Genomic DNA, 26,575 nt, shown 5'->3' with positions numbered 1-26,575 from the left:
GAAACGTGCTGAATTAGAAGGTGGTGCTGAGTTTGCGGGTTACATCCGCGAGGGAACGGTCATCGCCGACGTTGCCCGCGAAGACGATGTAGGGAATGCCCTTGGCAGGACCGTCCACGGGTGCCCAGAGGCTGACGATGCCCGGCAGCATGGGTCCACGCACGATCGCGTGGCGAATCTCCAGGCCGTGAGCCGCGACATCGGACGAAGTGATTCCGCCCTTGGCGATGACAAACCGTGGCGGGAACGCCTTCAGCGTCCGGTTGACGACGTCGACGACGGCGGCTGAGACAGTCCGCGCGATGCGCAGGCTTTCCACCGGGTCATTGGTGCGCACCAGGAGGCGGCTTGTGTGCACGATGACGTCCGCGCCGTCCAGGGCTGTGGTGACGTCGTCGACCACTTCGTCCAGGTAGCGGTCCGCATCGTCGGTGAGCAGGCGTTCGACATCGATCTCCACGATGCGCGCCGCGCTGTGCTCGTTGGTCAGGACATTCAGCTGGCGTGTGGTCACGCCGACATGCGAGCCGACAACGATCAGGCCGCCCGCTGTGTTCGGGGTGGTCCCGGCGAAGGCTTCCTCACCGGTCAGCGGCTCCCGGACGTCCTGGCCGATGCGGCCGCGCATGAACGGGGGGCCGACGCGGTACAGCAGGCGCTTGCCGCGGCGTTCGGCCTCTGCAAGACCGAGGGAGAGGGCGCGCAGGTCGTTTTCGGTGACAATGTCGGCGACGATCGGCGTCGAGTCCGTGGCGCCGTCGATCGCGTCGGCGATGGACGTGGCGGAGAGTGCGGGGTTCTTGGTCTCGCTGCCCGCACGGATGACGTTGAGGTCGAGAACGATGACGTCACCGGCGGAGAACCGTCCGCCCGACTTCTCCTCCACATACTTCGGCAGTTCCGAGTTGCTGAAGCCGAAGGTGGCATCCTTGGCGAACTCTGTCTCGGCGACCGGGATGAGTTCGTCCTCGCCCCCGCGCATGTAATGGACGCCGCCGATCGTGATGCGGCCGGCATCGGGGAAGGCGGGGATGATGACGACGCCGTCAGTGGTCTCGCCGGAGGTGTCGGCAACCGTGGCAGCGATGACGTCGGGCTCCAGCGGGTAGTGCCCGCGGAGGGTGGAGTCGCTGCGGCTGACGAAGCTGACGCGCAGGTCCGATCCGAACCGGGCGGCGGCGTCGAGCGCGTTGCGCACCACTTCCTCGTTGCGGGAAGCGGCCTCAGCCGGATCGAGGCTGCGGGTGTTCGTGAGTACGTACACGGCGGGCTTGCCCTCACCGTAGGCCCAGGTGAAGTCCTCGGTTTCCCAGCGGGTCAGCACCGGCAGGTCCGCAAGGGACTGTGTTCCGGTGGGATCGTCGTCGAGCACTACGAACATGCGGTTCTCGAGTGTTTCAGCCACTGCTTCGGCTGGGACGGCAAGCTCGGCGGGGTAACCGGCGAGGAGGGATGTCTCTGTGGGCACTGCGCACTCCATCGTGTGAAAAGTTGCTTTTCGACTGAATGTAAGATGTCAGACATCTTGCATTTGAAATAGTGTGACAGAGGACATTCGGACGCGCAAGTAAACTTGGCTGATCAGCGGAAGAGGGGGAGCATGGCACGCAAATCGCTCGTCGATGTCGTTGCTGATGAATTGCTCGACCGCATTGTTGCCGGTGAGTTCCCGCCCGGATCAGGCGTGCCCGGGGAGCTGGAGCTGAGCGCGCGGCACGAGGTGAGCCGCATGACTGTCCGCGAGGCGATGAAGACGCTGGTGGCTCGCCGGATCCTGCGGGTGGAGCGCGGTCGCGGGACGTTTGTGAACCCGTTGAACCAGTGGTCATCTCTTGAAGCGGTGCTGCGAGCCGCCTCGGAGGGCCAGGATGACGCAGCCGTGGCCGTCCAGCTGATCGAGCTGCGGCGCATGCTCGAAACCGGCGCTGCGGAACTGGCCGCGCGTCGCATCACCGTCGAGGAACTCGACGAGATGGACCAGCAGCTTGCGCAGATGCGCGCCGCCCACGAAGCGAACGACGTCGACCGCTTCGTCGCTGCCGACCTCGCCTTCCATGACCTCATCCTGCACGCGTCCGGGAACGTGTTTGTCGCGGTGCTCTTTGAGCCGCTGACCCGGATCCTCGCCTCCCGGCGGGCGCAGACTTCAAAAGTGGTTCAGATACAGATCAACGCCATCGCCGAGCACGCCAACATCATGGACGCGATGCGCTCGCAGGATCCCGAGCGCTCAAGGCTGGCGATGGACCGGCACATGGAGCAGACGCTGGGTGACCTGTTGACCTACGTCCTGGAACCCTAGGCGGTCCTTGCCCCGTCCCGGGAAGACGCTTACCGTCGAGGTCATGCCTCCTCTGAAGATCAGCCACCGCGGCTGGGATGCTCCCGAGACCCGCCCCCGGATGGCCAATGACGTCGACCCTCGGCCCGGACTCGGCCTCACGAACCGCAGCATTCTGCGAAACGGCCAACCGTGGATCCCGGTGACCGGCGAAATGCACTACAGCCGCCAGCCGCGCGAACGCTGGGCCGAGGCGCTGCGGCTCATGAAGGCCGGCGGTATCAACGTCGTTGCGTCGTACATCTTCTGGATCCATCACCAGCCGACCGAGGAAGAGCCGAACTTCGAGGGGAACCTGGACCTGGCCGCCTTCGTGGAGCTCTGCGCGAAGATAGGGCTGGAAGTCATACTTCGGCTCGGCCCGTGGTGCCATGGCGAGGTTCGGAACGGCGGCCATCCGGACTGGGTGGTTGATGCCGATTACACCGAACGCACCAACGATCCCCGCTATCTCGAGGCAGTCCGGACCTGGTTCGGCTTCATCGGCCGCGAGGTCGCTGGGCTGTGCGGGAGCAACGGTCCGGTGATCGGCATCCAGCTCGAGAACGAACTGTACGACCAGCCTGACCACATCCTCGCGCTCAAGGACCTCGCTCGTGATGCCGGGCTCCACGCGCCGCTGTGGACGGCGACGGCCTGGGGGAGCGCGGACATTCCGGTCGGTCAGGTCTTCCCGCTCTACGGCGGGTACTCGGACGGCTTCTGGGTGGACACAGACCAGGGCTGGGACGAGAGTTTCCAGGCCCACTTCACCTTCTCGCACCAGTGGGACGACCCGGGGATCGGCAAGGATCTCGCGGGGGAGAGCTGGACCGGCTTCGTCGGCGCCAAGCACCCCGACTTCCCGGCCGCCACCTGCGAACTCGGCGGCGGGATGGCCACCGCCTACCACCGCCGTCCGTCGCCGACCGCCCGGGATATCGCTGCCGTCGCACTCTGCAAGCTGGGGAGCGGGTCCACCTGGCAGGGTTACTACATGTATGTCGGCGGGACGAACCCGCGCGGCGGGATGCAGGAGTCGCACGCGACGGGCTACCCGAACGATCTGCCCGAGCTCAACTACGACTTCGGCGCGCCCGTCGGTGCGCACCTCCAAACCCGCGAGAGCTTCCACCGCCTGCGGAACCAACACTCATTCCTGGAGGCTTTCGGCCCGCGCCTCGCGGCGATGAATGCCACCATTCCGGAAAACGACGACGACGGCGGCCTGCGCTGGTCACTGCGCAGCGACGGCAGAAGCGGATTCGTGTTCATCAACAATCACCGGCCCTTCGAACCTTTGCCCGCTCACGCAGACACCCAGTTCGAGATCACTCTCGCTGACGAGGTGGTCCGCTTCCCGCACCGGCCGGTGACGATCCCGCCGGGTGAGTTCATGTCGTGGCCCGTGAAGCTGGAGGTGGGCGGCGTCGTCGTGCGCTGGGCGACTTTGAACGCCCTGACGCTTCTTGAGCCGGAGAGCGAACCTCCCGTCCTGGTGCTCACAACCAACGACGGCGTCGACGCCCACCTCGCCGTGCCGGCCGGTTACCAGGTGGAAGGACATCCCTGCGTGGAGAGGGACGGGGAGCTGGTCCTGGAGGATCTTCGACCGGGCCTCCTTACCCTCATCAGCAAAGACAGTGCACGGCTGCGCTTGCTGGTCCTTTCGGCTGCGCAGGCGCTGGAAGCATGGACGCCCGTGGTCGGGGGACCCCGGAGGCTGGTGCTCTCAGTGAGTGACGTCATCGAGAAGGACGGCGGTCTGGCCGTGATTGCATCGGAGCCGGTCGAGGCGTCCATCTTCCCTCCGCTCGGTGACCGGAACGACGGCGGCTTCTCCCGGCACGCTGTTCGCCCGCCGGAGCAGGAGATCCGCGTGGCAATCGAGAAAATCTCGCCCTGTTCCCCGCCACCGCCTGCGGCCATCGGCGTACCCGGCCGCGCGTCCGCGCCGTCGGCCGAGCAGTTCAGCCGCCATGCCGCGCGCTTCCGAATCACGGTTGATGGGGAAGCGGCGGCGGGTGTCCGCTCGCTGCTGAGGTTGGAGCTGGTAGGCGACGTGGCGTCGTCGTTCTTTGAGGGGCGGACGGAGGACGTGTTCTGGAACGGATCGAGCTGGGACATCGACGTCACGCCGAGCGGGGACACCAGCCGCCGGGAGGTGGAGGTGCTCATCTACCCGCTAAGCGCTGACACGCCCGTCTGGCTTCCGGAGGCTGCGGAGGGCGTCAAGTCGTTTTTGAGGAAGCCGACGGCGGAAATCATCCGTGCCTCGGTCGCCGCCTTCGAAACCGTCCAGCTCGCGGAGCGCTCCTGACCTAGCGGTTCTTCATGGGGTTCCCCTGGTGCCGGGTCCACGACGGGTCCACAGGCTTCATGGTCCTGCCTGTGAAACTTCTCATGGAGCGCTCTATTGACATGTGACGTACATCATCTGTAGATTGGCTGAACCGCTGATGGAGCGCTCCATCAATTCTTCCGCACCAAGCCGTTCCGCTCGTTGACAACGCCCTCTCGCGAAGGTCATACGGTGCGAATCCCCATGCCCCTTTCCGATCAAGCACGCACACAAAGGAGTGACCGTGATCCTTTCACGACGCACCAGAATGATTACCGCCCTCACCGGCACTGTTGCACTGGCATTCGCAGCCACCGGCTGCGGCAGCAATAGCGCCGAACCCGCCAGCGCCGAGAACCCTGTTGAACTGACCGTCACCACCTTCGGCAACTTCGGTTATGACGACCTGTACGCCGAGTACGAAGAAGCAAACCCCGGCGTAACCATCGAGGCGACCAACATCGACGGCAGCGCCAATGCCCGAACGGACGCATTCACCAAGCTCGCAGCCGGGTCAGGCCTGAGCGACGTCGTTGCGGTCGAAGAGGGCTGGCTAGGCTCCATCATGGAAGTTTCCGACCAGTTCGTGGACCTCAACGAGTACGGCGCGCAGGACATCAAGGACAACTGGGTGGACTGGAAGTTTGAGCAGGGAACGGACCCCAACGGCCGTGTCATCGGCTATGGCACCGACATCGGCCCGCAGGCGCTGTGCTTCAATCGGGAACTCTTCGAAGCAGCAGGCTTTCCCACCGACCGCGAGGAAGTTGCTGAACTCTTCGGCGGCGATGACGCCACCTGGGAAACCTACTTTGACCTCGGTCGCCAGTACAACGAGGCCACGGGCAAAGCCTGGTACGACCAGTCGTCATTCGTCTGGAACTCCATGGTGAACCAGATGGAGGAGGGCTACTACACCGCCGACGGCGAGCTGAACGTCGAGGGCAACGAAGCCATGCGCGCAAAGTTTGATCTCCTGGCTGCCGGCACAGCCGACGGACTGTCCGCCAACCAGAAGCAGTTCGACTGGGGCAAGGGCAAGGCGTTCGTGGACGGCTCCTTCGCTGTCCATGTGTGCCCCGCCTGGATGCTCGGAACCATCCAGGAACAGCTGGAATCCGCCGGCGGCGGACCGGAGAGCGGTTGGGACGTCGCCGACGTCTTCCCGGGCGGTGCCTCGAACTGGGGTGGAGCCTTCCTTTCCGTCCCGGAGAGCTCAGAGCACCCCGCCGAGGCAGCGAAGCTGGCAGCCTGGCTGACAGCCCCCGAGCAGCAGGTCAAGCAGTCTGCCGCCGCGAACAATTTCCCGAGCACCATTGAGGCCCAGCAGAAGATTGTGGAGGATGCAGTGCCCAACGAGCTCTTCAATGACGCTCCTTACGGTGCCATCTTCTCCTCCCGGGCCGAGGGCGTCGTCGCACAGTTCAAGGGTCCGCATGACTCGGTGATTCAGGAGAACGTCTTCGCGCCCGCACTGAAGATGCTCGACACCGGTACCGGAACGGCCGACGAGGCCTGGAACGAAGCCGTCAAGCTCCTCAACGAGCTCGTCGTCAACAACTAGCACACCGGCCGTGGGGCCTCCGGGAGTACCGGAGGCCCCCTCATGGACTGGAACCGTCAATGACCACGACACTGAATCGCCCGGCAGCCGGCAGCCCAGCTGCCAGCAAACCTGCACCGACCTTCCGCCAGCGCCTGAACGTCCTCGATGTGAAGGCGTCTCCGTACCTCTACATAGCCCCGTTCTTCCTCCTGTTCGGCCTCGTGGGACTCTTCCCGCTCGGCTACACCTTCGTTGTCTCCCTCTTCGACTGGCACCTGCTGAAGGGGCAGGGCGAGTTCGTGGGTCTCCGGAACTTCAGCGAGGTACTCCAGGACAGGTTCTTCTGGAACTCGCTGTTCAACACGGTGAGCATCTTCCTGCTCTCCACCATCCCGCAGCTGGTTGTCGCAACAGCCATCGCGGCGGTCCTCGACCAGAACCTGCGTGCCAGGACGTTCTGGCGCATGAGCATTCTGCTCCCGTACATCGTCACCCCGGTTGCCGTTGCCATGATCTTTACGAACATGTTCGGAGAGCAGTACGGGCTCATCAACAACATCCTGGCCAGCGCAGGCATCGACCGCATCATGTGGATGAACGAAACCCTGCCCAGCCACATCGCGATCGCCACGATGGTGAACTGGCGATGGACCGGATACAACGCACTGATCCTCCTGGCGGCCATGCAGGCCGTGCCGCGGGACATTTATGAATCCGCCGCAATTGACGGCGCCGGCCCCTTGCGCCGCTTCTTCAGCATCACCCTGCCGAGCATCCGCCCCACCATGATCTTCGTGGTGATCACCGCCACCATCGGCGGCCTGCAGATCTTCACGGAACCGAAGCTCTACGACCCCAGGACAGCCGGTGGAACCGCACGCCAGTTCCAGACCACCGTCCTCTACCTGTGGGAGATGGCGTTCCAGCGCCAGAACTTCGGGAAGGCTGCGACCATCGCGTGGCTACTGTTCCTTCTCATCGTTCTCTTCGGCATCGTGAACTGGCTGATCTCGCGACGCATCGCGACCACCGGTGACGCACGTACACCCAGGCGAGGTGCAGGAAGCCGGCGCAGGAAGAAGTCCCCGGTTCCCGCCGTCGTACTTCCCGCCACTGGAACCCAGCCGCCGGCACCTTCGGGGGAATCAACGGCCGGGAACCCAGCCGCCGCAGAAGACACGACCACGAGGAGAGGGCAATGACTGTCATCGACGCCAGGACGCAGTCCACCACCCGCGATGGGAGCGCGCGCCCGCCCGTCCTGCGGCGGAAGCTGTTCGGCAACGGGCACCGTCCCGGGTTCCTGACCTACGGGCTGCTGTGTGCCTTCTTCCTTGCCTCGGCGTACCCCCTCTGGTGGTCAGTCATCATCGGCAGCCGGTCCAATTCGGCGCTCGCCGGAACCTGGCCGCCGCTGCTTCCCGGTGGGAATTTCTGGACCAACGCCGGGGAAGTGCTGGATACCATCCCGTTCTGGCTGGCACTGGGAAACAGTGTCTTGATTTCCGGCATCATCACGGTGTCCGTCGTGACCTTCTCAACGCTTGCCGGCTACTCCTTCGCGAAGCTTCGCTTCAAGGGGCGGAACGGACTGATGGTCGCGGTGATCGCCACCATGGCAATTCCCACCCAGCTGGGCATCATCCCGCTGTTCATGATGATGCGGACGCTGGGCTGGACCGGTGAGATCGGCGCCGTCGTCGTTCCTACGCTGGTGACTGCCTTCGGTGTGTTCTTCATGCGTCAGTACCTCGTGGACGTCATCCCCGACGAGCTGATTGAATCCGCCCGCATGGACGGCGCCTCCATGATCTCGACCTTCTGGCATGTGGCGCTTCCCGCTGCACGGCCGGCCATGGCGATCCTGGGCTTGTTCACGTTCATGACGGCATGGACCGATTTCCTCTGGCCCCTGTTGGTGCTCGACGCAGGCAACCCGACCCTGCAGACGGCTCTGAGCCAACTGCAGGCTGCCCGCTACGTCGACTACTCGATCGTGCTCACGGGAGCAATACTCGCAACACTTCCCCTGCTGGTGCTCTTCGCCGTCGCAGGCAAACAACTCATTTCAGGAATCATGCAAGGAGCAGTGAAGGGCTAATGCCACTCGACGCAGTACATCGTGAAATAACGGCCGGGAACCCGACCAGAACCTGGCCGAAGGGCTTCCTCTGGGGCTCAGCCACCGCGGCTGCCCAGGTCGAGGGAGCCAGTCATGAAGGCGGCAAGGAGGATTCCGTCTGGGACGCTTTCGCCCGGGTGCCGGGAGCCATCGCCAACGGCGACACCCTTAAGGACGCTGTCCAGCACTACGATCGCATGCCGGAGGACGTGCGGATCATGAAGGAGCTCGGACTTGGCTCGTACCGCTTCTCCACGAGCTGGGCGCGGGTTCGGCCGGGAGACCGCGCACCCAACCGGGAAGGACTGGACTTCTACTCGCGGCTGGTCGATGAGCTTCTCGACGCCGGCATCCTCCCCTGGTTGACCCTGTACCACTGGGACCTGCCGCAGGCACTCGAGGAGAAGGGCGGCTGGGCAAACCGGGACACTGCCTACCGGTTCGTGGACTACACCAATGACGTCTACTCGGCGCTCGGCGACCGGGTGCACCACTGGACGACCTTCAACGAACCGTTCTGCTCCTCGTTGCTTGGCTACGCTGCCGGAGTGCATGCCCCCGGCCGGCAGGAGCCCCGCGCAGCGGTTGCCGCGATCCACCATCAGCACCTCGCCCACGGCCTGGCAGTCAACGCACTCCGGTCCCGGGGTGCGGAGCACATCGGCATCACGCTCAACCTCAGCAACTCGATACCACGGGACCCCGCAGACCCGATCGACCTCGACGCCGCACGCAGATTCGATTCACTTCAGAACCGCATCTTCCTCGACCCGATCCTGCGCGGCTCCTATCCGGAAGACACCCTGGCTGACCTCGAGCAGTTCGGCATCCGGGAAGTCATCCAGTTCGGTGACCTCGAAATCATCGGCACGCCGATCGATTTCCTCGGCGTCAACCACTACCATGACGACCTCATCAGCGGTCACCCGGACCACGAGGGCGGTGACGGCCACTCCGGTGGAACAACCCGCAAGACCTCCTCGTGCTGGATCGGGTCGGAGGACATTGCCTTCCCGAGCCGCGGACTGCCGCGGACCGCGATGAACTGGGAAGTGAACCCGGACGGGCTCCGGAAGCTGCTGGTCCGCCTCGGACAGGAGTACCCCGCACTGCCACCGCTCTACGTTACGGAGAACGGCGCAGCGTACGACGACGTCGTCAGCTCCGACGGAGCGGTCCACGACAGTGAGCGAACTGCCTTTGTGCTCAACCACATCGCCGCGGTTGGCGAAGCTATCGACGCCGGCGCCGACGTGCGCGGCTACTTCGTGTGGTCGTTGCTCGACAACTTCGAGTGGTCCTGGGGCTACGGCAAGCGTTTCGGGATTGTCCGAGTGGATTACGACTCCTTCGAGCGAACCATCAAGGACAGTGGACACGCGTACCGGCAGCTCATCAGCCAGGCCAGGGCAAACGGGGAGGTGGAACCAACCGGCGAGCAGATACTGACGGCGGCCGGGGCCTGAGCCGACCTAGACTGGACACACTCGTTCCAGCACCATGCACGGAGAAAATTGTGAAGACAGACGCCAGCCGGTCGCGGCCCGCGCCAACCCTGGAAATGGTGGCAGCGCTGGCCGGCGTCTCACGATCTACAGTGTCCAGGGTGGTCAACGATGCGCCGAACGTGGATCCGGACATTGTGAAAGCCGTGCAAAGCGCCATCTCGACCCTCAACTACATACCGAACCGCGCCGCGCGCTCACTTGCGAGCAGGCGCACCAATTCAGTGGCCGTAGTTGTACCGGAGTCCACGTCGAAGGTGTTCGCCGACCCGTTCTTCGCCACCCTCGTGGAAAGCATCGCGCAAACACTGGTGGAGACGAAATACACGCTCAACCTGATCGTTTCCTCCGAGGCCAGGCCCGAAAAGACCAGGAGTTACCTTCTCGGAGGAAACGTTGACGGTGCGCTGGTGGTCTCCCACCACAGCGGGGACCACTCCTGGACCAGGATCAGCGATTCCCTTCCGGTGGTCTTCGCTGGACGCCCCTTTCAGGGGGAACGCGAAAGCTACTTTGTTGAGGTCGACAACCTTGCCGCTGCATCCCGGGCCACACAGCACCTGATCGGAGCCGGACGGACGTCGATTGCCACCATCGCCGGTCCGCAGGACATGTATGCGGGTATCGACCGGTTGCGTGGCTGGGAAGCGGCGTTGCGGTCGGCCCGGCTCGACACCTCACTCGTGGAAGTCGGCGACTTCACGCAGGCATCGGGCAAGGAGGCGATGCGCAGGCTGCTTGACCGCGGCCAGAAGATTGATGGGCTGTTCGCTGCCAATGACCAGATGGCCGCCGGAGCCTATGAAGTGCTGGCTGAACGCAACGTCAGCATCCCGGCCGATATCGCCGTCGTCGGCTTCGATGACGACTCGTTTGCCACCTCGCTGACTCCTGAACTGACTACTATTCACCACCCCATCGTTGAGATGGGACACCGAATGGCCGAGATTCTCCTCTCACTGATCGAGGGCGGTCCGGCCGAGCAAGCAACCCTGCTGCCCACCTCTCTGGTGGTCCGCGGTTCCGCCTGAGCCTTGAAGGAAGACCATGCGCCAACACCTACTGCCTGTACCGCCGTGCGCCGAACCCGGAGCTGACCCTCTGGCCCCGACCGGGAAGAACCTGCGCTGGGGCGTCGTAGCCCCGGGGCAAATAGCCCGCCGGGTCACCGCCGACCTCGCGCTGCTCGAGGATTCCGTGCTCCAGGCGGTGAGTTCGCGCAGTGAAGCGAACGCTGCGGCCTTTGCCGATGAGTTCGGTTTCGTGTCCAGCTACCATGACGCGCACGGCCTGACCGGGTACGAGCGGCTGTTCGCCGACCCGGAGGTGGACGTGGTTTATATCGCGACGCCCCACAGCCGGCACCGGGAGGTAGCGGAAGCAGCCCTCACCGCGGGCAAGCACGTGTTGTGCGAGAAGCCGTTCACTGTGAACGCTGCAGAAGCCCGGGCGTTGGCTGAGGTTGCGCAAGCCAATGGTGTCTTCCTGATGGAAGCAGTCTGGACCCGTTTCCTTCCGAGCATCAACCGGGCGTGGGACATCATCGCCTCGGGGGAGCTGGGAGAGATCCAGTGGGTCCAGGCGGATCTGGGTTTCGTTGCCGCCTATGATCCGCGCTCCCGCCTGTGGGACCCGGCGGCGGGCGGTGGCGCCCTGCTGGATCTTGCGGTCTATCCCCTGACGTGGGCCTTTGGCGCGCTTGGTTTCCCTGCCGACGTGGTGGCACAGGCCACGCTGACTGACGAGGGCGTCGATATGCGCAATGCTTTGACGCTTACCTACGAAAACGGAGCGCACGCCCAGCTGATCACGTCGATCGTGGCCGCTTGCCCGGGTACTGCAACGGTAAGCGGCAATGCGGGATGGCTGACGGCGTCCACCCCGCAGTGCAACCCGTCAGAACTCACCATCACAACGAACGACGGCGGTTCCCGGGTTGAGGCCTTTGGTCAGATCGGAAGCAATTACGTTTACCAGCTTCGTGAAGTTACACGTTGCATCCAGGAGGGACTGATTGAAAGCCCTACTATGCCGTGGGCGGACTCGATTGCGACTATGGCCCTTCTCGATGACATCCGGAGACAGGTTGGTATCCGGTACGTGAGCGACCAGTTGACGGTTTAGCGAGCGCTTAGCTGAGGCGGTGTTCTTGATTGACTGGCCGGCGTTCCAGCTCCTCCCTCGCACGTGTCAGCGCCGGGGCATTCGCTCCCGCTGCTTCCAGAGCCAGCAGCCCCGCTCCCACAATGGGGGGCGCAGTCACCAGATGGATGTGCGCCTGAGGTGCTCGTTGCCTCAGGCCCGAGCGGATCCGGGAGAGGAGCCGGGTGTCATTCGATGCCAGTATTCCGCCGCCCAGGACCACGGGGACATCGGCGTGCAGCAGGTCGAGGCGCTCCAGCGCGGTGGCAGCCAGCACCACGATTTCGTCGGCCTGGCGGTCAATCAATGATGCGGCGACTTCGTCCCCGGCCGCTGAGGCTTCGAAGAGCACCGGAGCCAGGTCGGTAATCGAGCGCAGAGGTAGGCGCTTGAGGTGGATGCCCTCAATGACGTCCCGCACGGTGGTTAGGCCGTAGGCCTCCGGGACCATTCTCGCCAGCAACGTTGTGGGTCCCCGTCCGTCCTCCGACCTGGCTGCATGCCACAGCGCGTGTGCGCCGAGGTCACTCCCACCGCCCCAGTCTCCCGAGATCATGCCGAGGGCGGGGAACCGTGCGGTTCGGCCGTCGGCCCGCATGCCGACAGCGTTGATTCCGGTCCCACAGACTACGGCTACAGCATCGGGCCTGTTTGTTCCTGCCCTGAGGAGAGCGAAGAGGTCATTGTCGACGAGCGCCTGCCCTCCGTTTACTCCCACTGCCCACGCGTCGTCGGAAATAGCGGAGGAGAACTCCTCGATCTCAACGGGAAGGTCCATTCCGGCAAGGTACACGCTGGTCTGTAGCAGGGGTCGGCCGCCGATAGCGTCCAGCGCTTCGGCGGCGAGCCCGCGGATCACTGTCACCGACCTGTCGAGGCCAACGAGCTGTGGGTTCGCTCCAGTGCCCCGCGAACGGAAGAGCACCTCGCCCTCCAGCGAGAGGACCACGAAGTCTGTCTTTGATCCGCCTCCGTCGATGCCGATAACAACGGGGGTACGCTGCTCGTTCATCCGGCCCACGCCAGATGGTCCCGGTTGGCGGCGAGCAAGGCATCCGTCAGCTTCTCCGCCCTGTCGAACTGGCCCACCAGCGGGTGGGCGAGCATTGCTTTGAGGACACGGTCCCGACCCCCGTGCAGTGCGGCGTCGAGGGCAAGCCGCTCGTAGGAGGCGACGTGGCTGATCAACCCCACCATCTCCTCAGGCAGTGCTCCGATCGGGGGCACCGTCAACCGGTCGGCTCCGATGACCGCGGGAACTTCGATCACGTGGTCATCAGGCAGGAACGGGAGAGTGCCGTCGTTGCGGACATTGACGACCTGTTTGTCCCCGAGCCCCGATGTGAGGGAGGACATCAGGTCAACGGCAGCTTCGGAGTAGAACGCACCACCGCGCTGGGACAGTTCTTCGGGCTTGGCGTCCAGGGTCTGATCGGCGTACTTTCTGAGCAATGCAGCTTCGACTTCCATGACGGACTGCGCGCGGGAGGGCTGTTCCCGTTGAGATTCAAGCACCACGTCGTGCGCGTAGAAGTAGCGAAGGTAGTAGGACGGCACGGCACGCTGCATCGCTAACAGCGACGGCGGGAGCTGTACTTCCCGGGCCACTTCCTCGAGATGGTCCGCAAGGATCCGGGGGAGGAGGTCCACGGAGCCCTCGTCCGTCTTCACGTTTACCCCGAGCTCCCAGGTGAGGTGGTTGAGGCCCACGTGGTCCAGGGAAATATCGTTATGGTCAGCACCGATGAGCGCAGCGAACCTGCGCTGGAAACCGATGGCTACGTTGCACAGACCGACCGCCCGGTGGTCCGCTTGAAGGAGAGCGCGGGTGACAATTCCGACAGGGTTCGTGAAGTCGATGATCCAGGCGTTCGGCTTCGCCTTGCGTCGGATGACCTCAGCGATGTCCAGCACCACCGGCACAGTTCGCAGCGCTTTCGCGAAGCCTCCAGGGCCGGTCGTCTCTTGTCCGACACAGCACACCTCATGGGGAAAGGTTTCGTCACCGTGGCGCGCAGCCTGCCCGCCAACGCGCAACTGCAGGAGGACGACGTCGGCGTCGCTGACTCCCTGCTCGACGCTGGACGTGGTCATGATCCTGCCGGGGTGGCCCGCCCTGGAGAAGATTCGCCGGGACAGGCCGGAAACCAGTTCCAGCCTGGAGGCATCGGGGTCGACGAGCCACAGCTCTTCGATGGGCAGCATCTTCCCGAGGCGGGCGAATCCGTCCACCAGTTCCGGCGTGTAGGTAGATCCGCCACCTACGACAGCTACTTTCATACTTGTCCCTTCTACCTTGGGTACTGCGCGAGAGCCCGGATCCCATCCTCGCATCGCGGTCAGCAAGGTAGAGGGGTGATTCCCTCCGGCCGCGGATCCGTGGCCAGACGCGCGTGGGTCTCGACGTCATAGCGGTCAGTGCCGTATCGGAGCTTTCCGCGCTCAATTCCCTCCGCCTGGAAGCCCGCCCTCAGCGCGACTTTGCACGAGGCCGGATTGTTGACCCGGTGGCCGAGCTCCAGTCGGAAGAGACCTTCGGAAAAAGCCCATTCCGACGCCGCCGCGAGTCCCCTCGTAATGAGCCCACGGCCGCGGAACCCGGCGCCCATCCAGTAGGACACCGAGGCCGTGCCGTGATTGAACTCCATCGAGCTGATGCCGATGTCGCCGACAGCAACTCCGTCGACGGCCACGGCAAAGTGGCGTGCCGAAGCGCTTTCCGCTCCCAGCTGGTTCTCGATGTACTGCCTGCACGCTTCGAGGGTGGTGAGGTTCTGCTGTCCGAACTGGATGCGCAGGTCCTCGCTGTCGGCCTCTGCGCGACGGAGGGCTTCGGCATCGTCCGGCGTCCACCGGCGGAGGACTGCAGCGTCGGTATTCTGCACGTTTCGGCACTCCTTGCGTGGGGCCTTTCCGGCCTGGTCGCGGCGCGTCCGCCAGACGCCAGACGCCTCTTCACAAAGATAGCAAGCTTGCTTATGATCGTAGTCACAGGTCCAGCTCATCCTGCAGGACCTGTTTCATCCCTACATCAATCACGCAGGAAAGGGGACTGATCATGACAACCGCTCGCGACATCATGACCGGCGGCGCAGAATGCGTCGGCGAGAACGAAACCCTGGAAGAAGCGGCGCGAAAGATGAAGGACCTGGATGTGGGCTCGCTTCCCATCTGCGGGGAGGATAACCGGCTCAAAGGCATGGTCACGGACCGCGACATAGTGGTCAAGTGCCTTGCTGAAGGGTCCGATCCACGCCAGATGAAGGCCGGTGAGCTCGGGCAGGGAAAACCCGTGACCATCGGTGCCGATGACAGCGTCGAGGAGGCCATCAAGACCATGGCCGACCACCAGGTCCGCCGGCTTCCGGTGATTGACGGACACGATCTGATCGGCATGCTGAGCCAGGCAGATATTGCCCGCAACTGCCCCGAAGACAGGGTCGGTGAGCTCGTTGAACTGATCTCCTACTGATCCGCTTTTCTCCTGCACGGTCCGAGGAGGAACTGAAAGACGAGGAGGGTAGTAATGAGCACAGAGGGGAATGACCTTTTTACCGCGAATGACGCTGACCGGCTGGAGCAACAGGCAGAGGTCAGCGAGGAACCCGCTGGGGACGAGCTGGAGGAGCCGGTGAACGCGGAAACGCGGGAAGCAAATGAAGCCGACGTCGTCGAGCAGGCACGTCCGGTCTACGGCGACGACGATTACCCCCGCGGCCCTATCGACGAAGAGCCCGTTTAATCGCGGCTGCCTCGGCCCGCCTGTTGGTTCCGCCCGCGGACGGGCGGTCTGAAGGGCGGGCCGACGCGCGTCCGCTGGGGCCGATGGCATACCGTCAGCACCGAGCGGTGAAAAAGAAGCTCCCCGCAATACCTACCCGTGAGTAACCGTGACGGTATGATGAAGTGCTCAACTGCCCCGGCGACCGCCGCAGGCCTTTTCAGGAACCGGTTCTCATTCGCTTGTTCGGCCGTTCCATGCACGCGAAGGGTGACCCGTTGGAGATTTTTCCTGGAGCGCACAAACCTCTGTACGAGGTCAAGGCGAATCTCTTCAAGGGCATGGCGCATCCGGTGCGTGTTCGGGTTCTCGAGATCCTCTCCGCTTCGCCCGATGTCTCGGTGACCGATCTCATCTCGGACATGAACGTCGAAGCCTCCCGCCTGTCGCAGCACCTCTCCGTCCTGCGGACCCATCACCTCGTGGTGTCAGAGCGGCGCGGCAGCCAGGTCTTTTACAGCCTCGCGTACCCACGCGTCGCCGAGCTGCTTGCTTCCGCCAAGATGCTCCTGGGCGAAGTTCTCGAGTCGACGCAACAGCAGTTGCTCACCTCCGAATGGGCCGCGCCGGATGGGTCCGAAGCTTCTCCGGACACGCGACCGGCACCTGGGCCGTAATGTTCAACCCCAGGTTGCTCACCCGTAACACTGGTCATTGATGTGGCCGGTGGCGGCGTTCTCGCGTACGGCGGTGATGGCCGTGACTGCCTCTACCTTTCGGCGGTACCCGGCAGAGGTCACGAGGACCCCGCCGTGCTCATCCATGAGACGGAAGCGATACAGCGCATCGGCGCCTCTGAAAATCTCGAAGTTCCCGGGCATATGTTCTCCCCACAAAATGCCGGCGCCACATTGCGCCTGAGGACTTTAGGTTTTCATCAATTGGTCGCGCAGGGAAGATTGTGACGCCAGCCTACGTTCGACTGCGCAGTACGAAGGCTCCGAGGCCTCAGCTGGTCCAGCCCTGCCTGGTCAACCACTTCGCACAGAGGGCGGTCCACTCATCCGGCCCGGTCTCACCGTCGGCCAGTCCAAGCCCGTGCGGGCCGTGCGGAAACACGTGAACCTCCGTGGGCACCCCGTGCTGAACCAGGGCGCCCGCATAGGCAAACGTGTTCTGCACGGGCACGGCATCATCGTCGGCTGTGTGCCAGAGGAACGCCGGTGGCGTTGCGTCGGTGACGTTCAATTCCGGTGACATTCTTCGAAGCAGGGCCGACGACGGCGACTGGCCGAGCAGGTTATCGATGCTTCCCTGGTGGACGGCGTCCGTAAACGAGACCACCGGGTAGCACAGAATGGATAGGGCCGGGATGGCAGCGGCGACGTCCAGCTTCGGGTCATCACAGGATGTGGCGGTGGAAAGGGTGGCGGCGAGATGCCCGCCGGCGGAGAATCCGAGTACTCCCACCCGCCCGGTATCTACAGCGACGCCGTGGTCGCCGCCCCGGATCCAGAGCATTGCCTCCTTGGCATCGCTCAGCGGTGCCGGGTGCTGGTGCGGGGCAACCCGGTACCGGAGCACAAATGCGTGCAGTCCGAGGCCCGCGAGCCACTCTGCGACCGGTTCGGCTTCGTGGGGCGACGTCTTGCCGTATCCTCCTCCGGGCAGAACCAGCACGGCCGGTCGTGGCGTGTTGGCGCCGTCGGCGGCGGGGATGACAGTCAGGTTTGTGGGAACGGGGCTCGGCATACCTTCACCGTACCCATTCGCCGCCTTGCCTAACCATTGCGTGCAACATACGACGCCACGGCAGGGGCGAGGGATGCGCCGATTTCCTGTGAACTCCGCTTGGTGCCTTTGATCGCGAAGGAGTGATCGGCGTCGGGCACTGGCTGGAGGGTTGCCCGCGTTCCGAGTTTTGCGACAACTGCGTCCAGGAGGTGCTTTTGGGCGAAGGGGTCGTTACTCCCCTGGAGGAACAGCATCGGAGCGTCGACGGCGTCCAGGTGCGCGTCGCGGATTTTTTCCGGCTTGCCCGGCGGGTGCAGGGGGTAACCGAGGAAGACGAGGCCGGCGGCCTTCATCCCCTCCGCGACAGCGATGGACGCCATGCGCCCACCGAACGATTTTCCACATGCCCACACGGTTTTGCCGCCGGAACGGTCCTGCGCCTCTTCCATGACCCGGCGCCAGACCGCGATGGCCTTCGGAGGACGGTCCGGGAAACGTTTGCCCTGGTCCATGTAGGGGAAGTTGAACCTGAGCGTTGCGAAGCCCGACTCGTTCAGCGCATCGCTGAAACCGACAAGGAAGGGGTGGTCCATCCCCGCACCGGCTCCGTGGGCAATGACAAACGTCGCCGCAGGGTCATCCGGGCAACTGTACGCGCAGGTGAAACTGGCGTCGTCAGCGTGCAGGGTGAAACGCTCGGAGAAAGCCATCTGCCCATCATGCCGTAGGTTCCCCTCCGGCTCGACGCATACTGTAGCCATGGGAACACCCATCACCCGTGATCACATGTTGGAGCGCCGGCTTGCCGCTCACTTCCCGGAGAACGACGACGGACCCGGCGGCGGAGTGAATGTCGTCCGCAGGATGCTGGCAGTCCAGGCGCAGGAGTTTGGTCAGGCGCTGTGGGCGCTCGGCTTGCGGGCCCCGGGAACAACCCGGGATGACATCCTTGCCGTCCTGGACAGCGCCGAGGTAGTGCGCTCCTATCCGATCCGCGGCACGTTGCATTTCGTGCGTCCGTCCGACCTCCGCTGGATGCTGGGATTGACCGCGGGTCGGATGATCAAATCTGCAGCCCGGCGCCTGAACGAGCTGGGCCTGGATCAGCGGACACTCGATCGGGCCCGGGACGCGGCAGGGGAGGCGCTGGCGGGTGGCATGGCACTGAGCCGCGACGAGTTTCTGGAGGCGCTGAACCGTGCCGGCGTCTCCACCCTTGGCCAGCGGGGATACCACATCATCTGGTACCTCGCGCAGGTGGAACTGGTGTGCTGGGGGCCGCCGGACGGTGCCCAGCAGGCTCTTGTGCTGCTTGATGAATGGGCGCCGGGGGAGCCCGATCTCGATCGGGAAGAGGCTCTGAGACGGTTCGTTCTCGGGTATTTCGCGGGACATGGCCCGGCAACCCTGCAGGACTTCGTTTGGTGGTCGAAGCTCACGGTCACTGACGCCAAGATTGGGTTGGCGCTCGCCCGCAGTGAGCTTACGGAGTATGTCCATGACGGGGTAGGTTACTGGGCGCTCTCTGCGGCAGCTGACCAAAGATCGGTGGCTGCTGAAGGACTGCTCCTGCCCGGATACGACGAATACATCCTTGGCTACCAGGACCGGTCATTGATGCTCCCCGGCGAATACGCATCGCGCATCATGCTCGCCAAAAACGGGGTCTTCAAGCCCTCGCTCGTGCTGGACGGCCGGGCTGTGGGAACGTGGCGGAGGAGCCCGCGCGAACGTTCAGTAACAGTCACGCCGTTTCCGGAATCGAGCATCAGTGACACTCATGCTTTCGACGGCGCCGTCACGGCTTACGAACGGTTCCTCGCTTCGTAGGCGTTCATCCTCAGCCCTCCTGCTCGCGTCGGTTCAACTCCAGGTTGACCTCCTCGAGGCGTGCCTCAGTTTCCGGCTCCGGAAGCCCTTCCGCATACTCAGCTTCAAGCTCCCGGTGAATGCGGCTGTTGAGTACTTCCACCTCGACGTCCTCAAGGACGGTCAGGTCTTCCGGGAAGGGTTCTTCCGGAGAAAGCTTGTGGTTCGTTTCCATGGGTCACTTTCGGGCTCATCGGACTTCTCTCCCGAAGTGTATCCATCCTCTGGATTTTTGTGCGAGAGCGTACGACGGAACCCGCAGCGCCCGTGTCCATCCATACGTGGCCAGACCGGCAGGAGGACGTCCCACGGGGTCGAACCGTGTCGCTTGATCCTGGTTGCTGCTGACCATCAACCGCAGGGCGCCGACACGCGTCCACGGCCCGCGCAGCCGGCTGTAAAACAGGCCCCACTGAAGCTCCTTCCCGTACCGGCGAAGCTCGGACAGTGTCCTCAGCTCAGGGCCGGGTCCCTCGCGGCGTACGGCCAGCAGCACGGGACCTCCGGTCCCCTTGAACGGCATAAGCGTGGTGAAAGGTCCGTCCACGACCGACCGCCGCGGCAGGATCAGAAATCGACCAGGTACCCCGCGCCCGGTCGTGGAGAGCAGCACGTCCGCGTCGCCGACGCGTAGAGCCAGGCCGATGACGTCGGGCACGGTATCCGGCAAGCCCGCCGAGCGCGATATCCGCGCGAGCACCTGGACGTCACCCGGGCTGTCCAGCCATTCTTCGCTGCTGAGGCCCCGGGTGTGGGTAAGGGTCCCCTCCAACATCACGCCGTTACAGTGAATGGGCCGTCCCGGACGAAAAACCGACAGGGCGGCGAACACGGCCTTCAGCCCCTGGCCGCCGGCGCGCGCCAGCGAGGACACCAGGTTCACAATCCCACCTCCTTCAACAGATTCTTCGCCTCAACCAGTGGAACGGACAGCGACTTGTATCCGTGCTCCTCGAACAGGATGGTGACGACGTCGTTCTCGTAACCCATCACAACGCCCCGACCCCATTCGCCGTGCCGCACTGTGCTCTGCAGGGCGAAGGGGTGGTTCTTGCCGTTGTCGTTGTTTTCGGCCGACCGGCCGGAATCGCAGTTGTCGCAGGCATCACAGAGGCCTTCCCGCTCCTCACCGAAGTAGCCGAGCAGGAACCTCCGCCGGCACCCCCGGTGTTCGGCGTACTGCCGAGCCATATCCAGGCGGGAACGGTCCATTTCCTGCCGCTGCTTCCGGTGCTCGACGACGTCGGCCACCACCTGATCAGCATCGGCGGCTGCGGCGCGGTATTTTCCGCCGCGCTCGCGGACCGCTCCCACCTCAAGGAGCTGGTTCAGGAGTCCGGAGAGTTTGCGCTGTGTCAGCCCGGTCTCCTCCCGAATGCCCGCCGCGTCGAGCGCACCGTCGGCTGACCGCAGGGCGGCAAGCAACTCGCGGAGGCTGTCCTCCTGCACACTCTTGCCCGCGAAGAACCGGCGGATCCCAAGGTCTTCGGTGCGATAGTGCAGCACCACGTCGGCAGGCTCACCGTCCCGGCCCGCGCGCCCAACCTCCTGGTAGTAGCTGTCGAGCGAGTCGGGGATGTCCGCGTGTATCACGAACCGCACGTCAGGCTTGTCGATGCCCATTCCGAACGCCGTGGTGGCCACCACGACATCCAGCTCACCGGCGTGGAAATCCTCGTGCAGGGCGGTCCGCTCTGATTTCCTGCGGCCCGAGTGGTAGGCGTCAGCGCGCAATCCCGCCTTCCGCAACTCCTGCGCGTACTCGTCCGTCTGGTTGCGGGTGGCGGTGTACAGCAGTCCCTGCCCTGGTAGGGAAGTTACCTGTTCAAGAACGGCGCGCTTCTTGTCCCGCTCGGACTCGTGCTGCTGGACGCTGAGGTGCAGGTTCGGCCGGTCGAAGCCTTCGGCGACGACGACGGCGTCCCTCAGTTTCAGCCGCTCGATGATTTCCTGCCGCACCGGGGGAGAGGCCGTTGCCGTCAGTGCGATCACCGGGCGCTTCAGCCGCTTCACGAGCGAGCCAAGCTGGAGGTAGTCAGGGCGGAAATCGTGGCCCCATGCCGACACACAGTGCGCCTCGTCGATCACGAGAAAGGACACGTCGAGGGCCTTGAGCCGTTCGGCTACTTCCGCCCGCGCCACCTGTTCGGGCGCGAGAAAGAGGAACTTGGCCCGGCGTTCTTCGTCGACGTCTCCTGCGGCCACCCAGGCCTCGTCGATTTCAGCGTCGGTGGCAGTGGAATTCAGGACATAGGCGCGGACCTCGCCGAGCGCCTCGTTGATGCCCTCCACCTGGTCACGCTGGAGGGCAATAAGTGGTGAAACCACGACGGCGACGCCAGGGACGGTCATGGCCGCCACCTGGTAGATGGCTGACTTCCCGTAACCGGTGGGGAGGACGCAGAGAAGGTTCCTGCCGTCGTCGGCCGCTTTCAGAGCCTTGCGCTGCCCCGGGAGCAGGGAGTCCCAGCCGAAGAGCTCCCGTGCGGGGGCTTCGGGTTTCGGGTTCATTCAGCGGTCGCCGTGAGGAGGGCAAGCAGGATGGAGTACAACACCATGCCGGCAAGAAACCAGGGGAAACTGGACCCGCGGTCTGACGGAAGCTCTTCCCTGAAGACGTTCAGCAGGACGGCGCCACCCAGCAGCGCGGTGAGTATGGCGACGACAACCGTGCTGGTCGGCGCGAACACGAACGACAGGAACCAGCCGAGGAGGAGCGCGCCGGCGAGGACCACCCGTCCGCTGGAGTCGAAACGTCGTGGGTAATGTTCCTCCAGATGCCGGTCCGTGAGCACGAAGTGCAGACCCATGGCGATGGCGAAGAGGACTGCGAACAGGTAACCCGTTTCAACGCGCAGGGCCATCGTGTAGGTGATGAGCGTGTTGTAGAACGCAAACGCTCCGAGGTGCACCCAGTAGGCTGCTGCCGAATCGGGGCGCTTGCGCGAGCGCCGGGAGGTGGCCAAACGGTCCAGTCCATAGAAGATGGTGAAACCGGTGAGGGCTACAACGAAAATGCCGAGATCGAAAAGCGGAGTGACCTCAATGGTGTCCTCGAGGAGTTCTCCGATCGCCTCGTTGCCCTCAGCGATTTCCGGGAGCAGGTGAAGGAAGACGTAGGCAACCGCGAGTCCTCCCGCAAATGACCCCGTCACGTTTTCCGGGACAAGCGGCAATTTGCGGATGTGTGGAGCGGCGAGGTGCAGTGCCGCCAATACCAGCGCAATGACGAGTGAACCGATCAGTGCCATGCTCACGGGCTACCTCTCTTCCGGTTGCGGTGCCATTTGTTCCACGCCCCGCTGTGCTCAGGTTGGCTCGGATCCCGCGGGCGGCAGGTCCGGATTCAGCGGTTCCATCCGCGGGTCCTCGTCGGTCCACACCTGCAGGATCGCCCAGGTCACCGCGGCAATGGGAACCGACAGTACGGCGCCGATGATGCCCGCGAGGATGGTTCCGGCGGTCAGAGCCAGCAGAATCACCAGTGCGTGGAGGCTCAGTGATTTGCCCATCACGACCGGCTGCAGAAGGTCACCTTCGAGCTGGTTGACCGCGACGACGACGCCAACCACGATGAGCGCGACGATCGGCCCGTTGGCGACGAGTGCAACGAGTGCGGCGAGGATACCGGCGATGGTGGCGCCCACCAGGGGAATGAATGCGCCGATGAAGACGATCATGGCAAGCGGCAAAGCGAGCGGTACACCGAGAATGAGCAGCGCGGCGCCGATCGCCACGGTATCCACCAGGGCGACAATCGCCGTACCGCGGACGTAGCCGCCGAGGACCTCGAGGGTGCGGGTGCCGGCGCGGCGCAGCTTCTGGTCGCGCTCGCCCTTGAAGGGTCGAAGGAAGAACTCCCAGATCTTCTTGCCGTCCTTCAGGAAGAAGAAGAGGATGACGGCTGTCAGGGTGGCGCCGGTGAGGAACTCGGCCACCACGGAGGCGCCCGAAATTGCACCCGACCGGAACTGCGGGCTCGTCGCAAAGTCGATGATGGCTGTCCGCGCCTGGTCGAGCTGCTCCGGCGCGATCGGGAATGGTCCGCTGGTGAGGAATGCCTGCAACTCATCGAGGCCCTCGCTGGCGGAAGTGATCAGCTCATCGGCCTGGCTTCGGACCGATACCACGATGATGGTGATGACGGCGGAGAGCGCGATCAGCAGGGCAAGGAAGGCGATGGCTGTGGCGAGAGCGCCGGGAACTCCGCGCCGACGCAGCAGGTTCACGAACGGCCCGATGGCCGCCGCGAGGATCAACGCGATGATGATGGGGATGACGAGCAGACGGATCTGGAGTAGGCCGTAGATGGCCACGACCGCAAGAGTGAGTATCAGCAGGATCTGCCCGGCCCGGGAGCCGGTCCGGCCGAGGCCGTCTGACCAGGGACTCGATCGAACGCTGTGCAGGTGGGATCCGGCCATGTGTTTTCCCTTCCCCGTGGGGTAATCGGTATGCGCTGGCAATAAATGCTAAGCATACTGTGTATTTTTTTCGGGGGTGGGAGTGGGTGTGCGGGGGATGCCTGCCGGGCGGTCCGTGAGCGTCGCTATGCGGAGGCTCTCAGGGGCTCGAGGGCGGCTAGGACGAGGTCGAGGGCGAAGATGAACTCGTCCGCCGGGTCGTAGCCGGCAGCGACGAGCGCCGCGGCGGACTCGTTGAGGTAGGGGAACTCGTCAGGAGGAAGCTGGGGCAGGTAGACGTCCTCGCCCATGTCCGCGAACTCATCGGCGGTGTCGAACGGCAGGCTGGCTTCCTGCAGGGCGTAACCGTAGACAAGGCTGTCGAGCAACCAATTGGCGTGCGTCGCCATCAAGACCGAGAAGCCAGCCCTCCGCAGGCAGGCGGTGACCGCTTCGTGGTGGCGGAGATTGGCAGGCCCCGGGGATGTCCGCGACTCCATCAGGCCGATCGCCCACGGGTGGCGTGCGAGAACCTGTCGGGCGGATACCGCCCGCCGTCGCATCGCCGACTGCCAGTCGGTGTCTTCGGGCGGGAGCTCGATCTCCTCGAACACGATGTCGATCATGGCGTCCAGCAACTCCTCCTTGCTCGCCACGTAGTGGTAGAGCGACATCGCGCCCGCGCCGAGCGCACCAGCCAGCCGGCGCATGCTCAGCCCGTCGACCCCCTCGCTGTCGGCGAGCCGGACCGCCTCGACCACCATCCGCTGCTTGCTCAGCCCCGCGTCTGACGCAACCTGGCGTTGTTCCCTAGCGGACACGGATTCCTCGCTCTCTCGAAGGCTTGACATTAGTACAGTGTACGCTCACACTTTACCGTACAACGTACGTCGTACGCTGTACGGTTCACGAGCCAGCGCGAGTCGCTACTCGGACGCAAGGAGACTTCTGTGGAAAACGAGCAGCGATCCAATGCCGGAGCACCCCTGATGCCGGGGGCGAGTCTGGGCGGGGCGGCGACGATGCGTGCCGCCTTCCAGCACCGTTACGGCCCGCCCTCGGTGCTCGAGTCGTCCGATGTCGGGCTACCGCTACCCGGCCCAGGCGAGGTGCTCGTCCAGGTGGGCGCGGCCTCGGTACACCCTGGCGACTACTTCGTCATGACCGGCGAGCCGTACATGGTGCGCCTGGTGTACGGGATCCGCCGGCCGCGCCACGGCATCCCTGGCATGGACCTCGCCGGCGTGGTGGCAGCGGTCGGGAAGGACGTCAGCGCTCTCCGCCCCGGCGACGAGGTGTTCGGCTGGAGCACTGCTGGAGCACTCGCGGAGTACGCATGCGTCCCGGCGGACAACCTCGTGTCCGTGCCTGCCAACCTGTCGGTCGTGGACGCGTCAGCGGTGCCCACCTCGGCCATGACGGCGTTGCAGGCATTGCGCAAGATCGCGAACGTTCGACCGGGCCAGACGGTGCTGGTCACGGGCGCGTCAGGCGGCGTGGGCTCCTTCGCCGTACAGATCGCCAAGGCGCTTGGTGCCGAGGTGACGGGTGTGTGCAGCACCCGCAACGTCGACCTGGTCCGGTCACTCGGTGCCGACCACGTCATTGACTACACGAGGACCGACTTCACCCGCACCGGTAAGCGCTACGACGTCATCCTCGACAACGTGGAAGCCCAGCCCCTGGCGGCTGCCCGCCAAGCGCTGACGCCCACCGGCACCCTGATCCCCAACAGCGGACGCGGCGGCCGCTGGTTCGGCCCCCTCGGTCGGATCGTCAAAGCGCGTGTGCTGTCCGGATTCACCCGTCAGCAGTTGAAGCCCTTCATGTCGGTCGGGAAGCGCCAGGACCTGCTCACCCTTGCCGATCTGCTCACGACCGGGCGGATCACGCCCGTCATCGACCGCACCCACACCCTCGACGAAGCAGCCGACGCCCTCCGCTACGTCGGAGCAGGCCACACCCGAGGGAAGGTCGTGATCACCGTCTGACGACCGGACCGACGAGAACGACCCAACCCGTGCGAATGCACGCCCAGACCTGCCGCCACTCCGGCGGACGGACCACTCCAATCGAAAGAAAAACCAATGCCCATCCGAACAAAAACCCCGAACCTGCTCGACAACCCGCCGATCCCCGTGCAGGCCAAGCTCGCGGCCGCCTGGACCAGCTTCATGTTCCTCGTCATCTACATCGACTACTTCCACCTCTACCAGCCCGGCGAAATTGACGAAATCCGGGGTGGCGAGATCTTTGTCTTCGACATCACTGGGACATTGATTTCGATCTTCTTCGTGATCATAGCGATCCCGAGCCTGATGGTGCTGCTCTCGATGACGCTGCCCGCCCGGGCGAACCGCGCCACGAACCTCGTCGTTGCCTTGCTTTTCATCCCCCTCTCCATCTTCAACGCGGCAGGGGCGACCTGGGACTGGGCCTTTTACTACGGCCTCACTATTGGAGTCGAGCTGCTGATCCTGGCCTTCATCCTGCGCTCCGCCTGGACCTGGCCCCGCACCGCGCCGTCGGCAACCATGCCGACCAGCCCGGACCGTGAAGCCGTTCGCGCCCAGCAGCAAGCGTGAACCTAAGCGCGGCAGGGATTTGCCTGATCGACGTGAAAACAGAAGGTCAATGTTATGCCGGTGCTGCTGATTTACGGAGGACTTGGATCGCATCGAGCTTGGCCGCACGCCAGAGTGTTATCACCAGCAGGATGGTTGCCGGGACCCAGATGATGCGTTCGGTAAGCGACGGGGACGCGATGTTCAATGCCGCTCCGATGACCATCAGGGCGCTGGTCCCATACATGAAGCGGCGCCGGATCCCAACGGGCACCCATGACGTTCCGGCAACGGCCGCCAGGGCCAGA

The 26,575-nt window shown here is 64.3% G+C and carries 28 protein-coding genes; 14 read left to right on the top strand and 14 right to left on the bottom strand.

The features are described 5' to 3' along the window. Positions 1 to 13: 13 nt before the first annotated feature. Positions 14 to 1,480 carry a four-carbon acid sugar kinase family protein gene (locus tag AC4D1W_RS16195; protein WP_490899425.1) on the bottom strand — a complete coding sequence of 489 codons (1,467 nt, stop codon included), beginning with the start codon at positions 1,478 to 1,480 and terminating at the stop codon, positions 14 to 16. Positions 1,481 to 1,600: 120 nt separating this feature from the next. Here AC4D1W_RS16195 and AC4D1W_RS16190 point away from each other — a divergent pair, with 120 nt between their 5' ends. The 8 genes from AC4D1W_RS16190 to AC4D1W_RS16155 all read left to right on the top strand — a co-directional run bounded on the left by AC4D1W_RS16190 (position 1,601) and on the right by AC4D1W_RS16155 (position 11,958). Further along, entirely contained in the window at positions 1,601 to 2,302 is a 702-nt protein-coding gene (locus AC4D1W_RS16190) for a FadR/GntR family transcriptional regulator (protein ID WP_490899424.1), read from the top strand. A 43-nt stretch (positions 2,303 to 2,345) separates the two neighbouring features. After that, positions 2,346 to 4,640, top strand: coding sequence for a beta-galactosidase (locus AC4D1W_RS16185; RefSeq protein WP_490899423.1), 2,295 nt, complete (start codon positions 2,346 to 2,348; stop codon positions 4,638 to 4,640). A 289-nt stretch (positions 4,641 to 4,929) separates the two neighbouring features. Continuing rightward, the gene (locus AC4D1W_RS16180) at positions 4,930 to 6,225 is read left to right on the top strand and encodes an ABC transporter substrate-binding protein (RefSeq protein WP_490899438.1); all 1,296 of its coding nucleotides are present in this window, start codon (positions 4,930 to 4,932) and stop codon (positions 6,223 to 6,225) included. 59 nt (positions 6,226 to 6,284) lie between these two features. Further along, positions 6,285 to 7,409, top strand: coding sequence for a carbohydrate ABC transporter permease (locus AC4D1W_RS16175; protein ID WP_490892712.1), 1,125 nt, complete (start codon positions 6,285 to 6,287; stop codon positions 7,407 to 7,409). Further along, on the top strand, positions 7,406 to 8,308 hold the full coding sequence (locus tag AC4D1W_RS16170) for a carbohydrate ABC transporter permease (RefSeq protein ID WP_490899422.1): 903 nt from the start codon (positions 7,406 to 7,408) through the stop codon (positions 8,306 to 8,308). The genes AC4D1W_RS16175 and AC4D1W_RS16170 overlap by 4 nt, the downstream gene beginning before the upstream one ends. Next, on the top strand, positions 8,308 to 9,795 hold the full coding sequence (locus tag AC4D1W_RS16165) for a GH1 family beta-glucosidase (RefSeq protein ID WP_490899421.1): 1,488 nt from the start codon (positions 8,308 to 8,310) through the stop codon (positions 9,793 to 9,795). Before AC4D1W_RS16170 ends, AC4D1W_RS16165 begins: the two co-directional genes overlap by 1 nt. Before the next feature lie 50 nt (positions 9,796 to 9,845). Next, the gene (locus AC4D1W_RS16160) at positions 9,846 to 10,865 is read left to right on the top strand and encodes a LacI family DNA-binding transcriptional regulator (protein ID WP_490892715.1); all 1,020 of its coding nucleotides are present in this window, start codon (positions 9,846 to 9,848) and stop codon (positions 10,863 to 10,865) included. A 16-nt stretch (positions 10,866 to 10,881) separates the two neighbouring features. Next, positions 10,882 to 11,958 (top strand): Gfo/Idh/MocA family protein, encoded by a 1,077-nt coding sequence (locus AC4D1W_RS16155; RefSeq protein WP_490899420.1) that lies wholly within the window; start codon positions 10,882 to 10,884, stop codon positions 11,956 to 11,958. Between the two features lie 7 nt (positions 11,959 to 11,965). Here AC4D1W_RS16155 and AC4D1W_RS16150 read toward each other — a convergent pair whose 3' ends face one another. The 3 genes from AC4D1W_RS16150 to AC4D1W_RS16140 are packed head-to-tail and all read right to left on the bottom strand — an operon-like array spanning position 11,966 to position 14,861. After that, entirely contained in the window at positions 11,966 to 12,988 is a 1,023-nt protein-coding gene (locus AC4D1W_RS16150; RefSeq protein ID WP_490892717.1) for an N-acetylglucosamine kinase, read from the bottom strand. Beyond that, a complete protein-coding gene (locus tag AC4D1W_RS16145) occupies positions 12,985 to 14,256 on the bottom strand; it encodes a 6-phospho-beta-glucosidase (protein WP_490899419.1) in 1,272 nt (423 codons plus the stop codon). Before AC4D1W_RS16145 ends, AC4D1W_RS16150 begins: the two co-directional genes overlap by 4 nt. A 59-nt stretch (positions 14,257 to 14,315) precedes the next feature. After that, positions 14,316 to 14,861, bottom strand: coding sequence for a GNAT family N-acetyltransferase (locus tag AC4D1W_RS16140; RefSeq protein ID WP_490892719.1), 546 nt, complete (start codon positions 14,859 to 14,861; stop codon positions 14,316 to 14,318). A 173-nt stretch (positions 14,862 to 15,034) separates the two neighbouring features. On the opposite strand from AC4D1W_RS16140, the gene AC4D1W_RS16135 reads away from it, so the two are divergent. From AC4D1W_RS16135 to AC4D1W_RS16125, 3 genes are all read left to right on the top strand, one after another. Further along, positions 15,035 to 15,448: a CBS domain-containing protein gene (locus AC4D1W_RS16135; RefSeq protein WP_490899418.1), complete on the top strand. Its 414-nt coding sequence runs from the start codon at positions 15,035 to 15,037 to the stop codon at positions 15,446 to 15,448. Positions 15,449 to 15,502: 54 nt separating this feature from the next. After that, entirely contained in the window at positions 15,503 to 15,718 is a 216-nt protein-coding gene (locus AC4D1W_RS16130) for an Rv3202a family protein (RefSeq protein ID WP_490892721.1), read from the top strand. A gap of 257 nt (positions 15,719 to 15,975) precedes the next feature. Beyond that, the gene (locus AC4D1W_RS16125) at positions 15,976 to 16,374 is read left to right on the top strand and encodes an ArsR/SmtB family transcription factor (protein ID WP_490892722.1); all 399 of its coding nucleotides are present in this window, start codon (positions 15,976 to 15,978) and stop codon (positions 16,372 to 16,374) included. Positions 16,375 to 16,392: 18 nt separating this feature from the next. Here the strand turns inward: AC4D1W_RS16125 and AC4D1W_RS16120 are convergent, their stop codons facing one another. From AC4D1W_RS16120 to AC4D1W_RS16110, 3 genes are all read right to left on the bottom strand, one after another. After that, positions 16,393 to 16,578, bottom strand: coding sequence for a YegP family protein (locus AC4D1W_RS16120; RefSeq protein ID WP_490892723.1), 186 nt, complete (start codon positions 16,576 to 16,578; stop codon positions 16,393 to 16,395). Between the two features lie 127 nt (positions 16,579 to 16,705). Further along, positions 16,706 to 17,449 carry an alpha/beta hydrolase gene (locus tag AC4D1W_RS16115; protein ID WP_490899417.1) on the bottom strand — a complete coding sequence of 248 codons (744 nt, stop codon included), beginning with the start codon at positions 17,447 to 17,449 and terminating at the stop codon, positions 16,706 to 16,708. A gap of 29 nt (positions 17,450 to 17,478) precedes the next feature. After that, on the bottom strand, positions 17,479 to 18,141 hold the full coding sequence (locus AC4D1W_RS16110) for an alpha/beta hydrolase family protein (protein ID WP_490899437.1): 663 nt from the start codon (positions 18,139 to 18,141) through the stop codon (positions 17,479 to 17,481). A gap of 49 nt (positions 18,142 to 18,190) precedes the next feature. Between AC4D1W_RS16110 and AC4D1W_RS16105 the strand changes: the two genes are divergently transcribed. Beyond that, complete coding sequence (locus tag AC4D1W_RS16105) at positions 18,191 to 19,261, top strand: winged helix DNA-binding domain-containing protein (RefSeq protein WP_490892725.1); 1,071 nt, start codon at positions 18,191 to 18,193, stop codon at positions 19,259 to 19,261. A 10-nt stretch (positions 19,262 to 19,271) separates the two neighbouring features. Here AC4D1W_RS16105 and AC4D1W_RS16100 read toward each other — a convergent pair whose 3' ends face one another. The 6 genes from AC4D1W_RS16100 to AC4D1W_RS16075 form a co-directional block, all read right to left on the bottom strand. Beyond that, positions 19,272 to 19,475, bottom strand: a complete 204-nt coding sequence (locus AC4D1W_RS16100; RefSeq protein WP_490892726.1) for a hypothetical protein — start codon at positions 19,473 to 19,475, stop codon at positions 19,272 to 19,274. A gap of 15 nt (positions 19,476 to 19,490) precedes the next feature. Then, entirely contained in the window at positions 19,491 to 20,183 is a 693-nt protein-coding gene (locus AC4D1W_RS16095; protein ID WP_490892727.1) for a hypothetical protein, read from the bottom strand. Next, positions 20,180 to 21,811, bottom strand: coding sequence for a RecQ family ATP-dependent DNA helicase (locus AC4D1W_RS16090; protein ID WP_490899416.1), 1,632 nt, complete (start codon positions 21,809 to 21,811; stop codon positions 20,180 to 20,182). The genes AC4D1W_RS16095 and AC4D1W_RS16090 overlap by 4 nt, the downstream gene beginning before the upstream one ends. Then, positions 21,808 to 22,557 carry a hypothetical protein gene (locus AC4D1W_RS16085; protein WP_490892729.1) on the bottom strand — a complete coding sequence of 250 codons (750 nt, stop codon included), beginning with the start codon at positions 22,555 to 22,557 and terminating at the stop codon, positions 21,808 to 21,810. The genes AC4D1W_RS16090 and AC4D1W_RS16085 overlap by 4 nt, the downstream gene beginning before the upstream one ends. Positions 22,558 to 22,608: 51 nt before the next feature. Next, positions 22,609 to 23,724 carry an AI-2E family transporter gene (locus AC4D1W_RS16080; RefSeq protein WP_490892730.1) on the bottom strand — a complete coding sequence of 372 codons (1,116 nt, stop codon included), beginning with the start codon at positions 23,722 to 23,724 and terminating at the stop codon, positions 22,609 to 22,611. 125 nt (positions 23,725 to 23,849) lie between these two features. Further along, complete coding sequence (locus AC4D1W_RS16075) at positions 23,850 to 24,554, bottom strand: TetR/AcrR family transcriptional regulator (protein ID WP_490899415.1); 705 nt, start codon at positions 24,552 to 24,554, stop codon at positions 23,850 to 23,852. Between the two features lie 99 nt (positions 24,555 to 24,653). Here AC4D1W_RS16075 and AC4D1W_RS16070 point away from each other — a divergent pair, with 99 nt between their 5' ends. Together AC4D1W_RS16070 and AC4D1W_RS16065 are read left to right on the top strand one after the other, a co-directional pair. Next, a complete protein-coding gene (locus tag AC4D1W_RS16070) occupies positions 24,654 to 25,694 on the top strand; it encodes an NAD(P)-dependent alcohol dehydrogenase (protein ID WP_490899414.1) in 1,041 nt (346 codons plus the stop codon). Between the two features lie 96 nt (positions 25,695 to 25,790). Further along, positions 25,791 to 26,288 carry a DUF6326 family protein gene (locus tag AC4D1W_RS16065; protein ID WP_490892733.1) on the top strand — a complete coding sequence of 166 codons (498 nt, stop codon included), beginning with the start codon at positions 25,791 to 25,793 and terminating at the stop codon, positions 26,286 to 26,288. 52 nt (positions 26,289 to 26,340) lie between these two features. Here AC4D1W_RS16065 and AC4D1W_RS16060 read toward each other — a convergent pair. Further along, on the bottom strand, positions 26,341 to 26,575 hold a 235-nt coding region (locus AC4D1W_RS16060; protein ID WP_490899413.1), incomplete at its 5' end, for a hypothetical protein.

This window comes from Arthrobacter sp. TJ-170, assembly GCF_058269305.1.
Note: the sequence above shows the minus strand (reverse complement) of the source record. Positions and strands in the feature narration are given on the sequence as shown.

Bases quoted from the DNA above. Each gene is read 5' to 3' on its own strand.
- AC4D1W_RS16130 (WP_490892721.1), top strand. From the start codon at position 15,503: ATGAGCACAGAGGGGAATGACCTTTTTACCGCGAATGACGCTGACCGG.
- AC4D1W_RS16175 (WP_490892712.1), top strand. From the start codon at position 6,285: ATGACCACGACACTGAATCGCCCGGCAGCCGGCAGCCCAGCTGCCAGC.
- AC4D1W_RS16080 (WP_490892730.1), bottom strand. From the start codon at position 23,724: ATGGCCGGATCCCACCTGCACAGCGTTCGATCGAGTCCCTGGTCAGAC.
- AC4D1W_RS16170 (WP_490899422.1), top strand. From the start codon at position 7,406: ATGACTGTCATCGACGCCAGGACGCAGTCCACCACCCGCGATGGGAGC.
- AC4D1W_RS16075 (WP_490899415.1), bottom strand. From the start codon at position 24,554: ATGTCAAGCCTTCGAGAGAGCGAGGAATCCGTGTCCGCTAGGGAACAA.
- AC4D1W_RS16165 (WP_490899421.1), top strand. From the start codon at position 8,308: ATGCCACTCGACGCAGTACATCGTGAAATAACGGCCGGGAACCCGACC.
- AC4D1W_RS16110 (WP_490899437.1), bottom strand. From the start codon at position 18,141: ATGGCTTTCTCCGAGCGTTTCACCCTGCACGCTGACGACGCCAGTTTC.
- AC4D1W_RS16105 (WP_490892725.1), top strand. From the start codon at position 18,191: ATGGGAACACCCATCACCCGTGATCACATGTTGGAGCGCCGGCTTGCC.
- AC4D1W_RS16150 (WP_490892717.1), bottom strand. From the start codon at position 12,988: ATGAACGAGCAGCGTACCCCCGTTGTTATCGGCATCGACGGAGGCGGA.
- AC4D1W_RS16115 (WP_490899417.1), bottom strand. From the start codon at position 17,449: ATGCCGAGCCCCGTTCCCACAAACCTGACTGTCATCCCCGCCGCCGAC.
- AC4D1W_RS16135 (WP_490899418.1), top strand. From the start codon at position 15,035: ATGACAACCGCTCGCGACATCATGACCGGCGGCGCAGAATGCGTCGGC.
- AC4D1W_RS16065 (WP_490892733.1), top strand. From the start codon at position 25,791: ATGCCCATCCGAACAAAAACCCCGAACCTGCTCGACAACCCGCCGATC.
- AC4D1W_RS16120 (WP_490892723.1), bottom strand. From the start codon at position 16,578: ATGCCCGGGAACTTCGAGATTTTCAGAGGCGCCGATGCGCTGTATCGC.
- AC4D1W_RS16180 (WP_490899438.1), top strand. From the start codon at position 4,930: ATGATTACCGCCCTCACCGGCACTGTTGCACTGGCATTCGCAGCCACC.
- AC4D1W_RS16185 (WP_490899423.1), top strand. From the start codon at position 2,346: ATGCCTCCTCTGAAGATCAGCCACCGCGGCTGGGATGCTCCCGAGACC.
- AC4D1W_RS16195 (WP_490899425.1), bottom strand. From the start codon at position 1,480: ATGGAGTGCGCAGTGCCCACAGAGACATCCCTCCTCGCCGGTTACCCC.
- AC4D1W_RS16190 (WP_490899424.1), top strand. From the start codon at position 1,601: ATGGCACGCAAATCGCTCGTCGATGTCGTTGCTGATGAATTGCTCGAC.
- AC4D1W_RS16155 (WP_490899420.1), top strand. From the start codon at position 10,882: ATGCGCCAACACCTACTGCCTGTACCGCCGTGCGCCGAACCCGGAGCT.
- AC4D1W_RS16145 (WP_490899419.1), bottom strand. From the start codon at position 14,256: ATGAAAGTAGCTGTCGTAGGTGGCGGATCTACCTACACGCCGGAACTG.
- AC4D1W_RS16100 (WP_490892726.1), bottom strand. From the start codon at position 19,475: ATGGAAACGAACCACAAGCTTTCTCCGGAAGAACCCTTCCCGGAAGAC.
- AC4D1W_RS16090 (WP_490899416.1), bottom strand. From the start codon at position 21,811: ATGAACCCGAAACCCGAAGCCCCCGCACGGGAGCTCTTCGGCTGGGAC.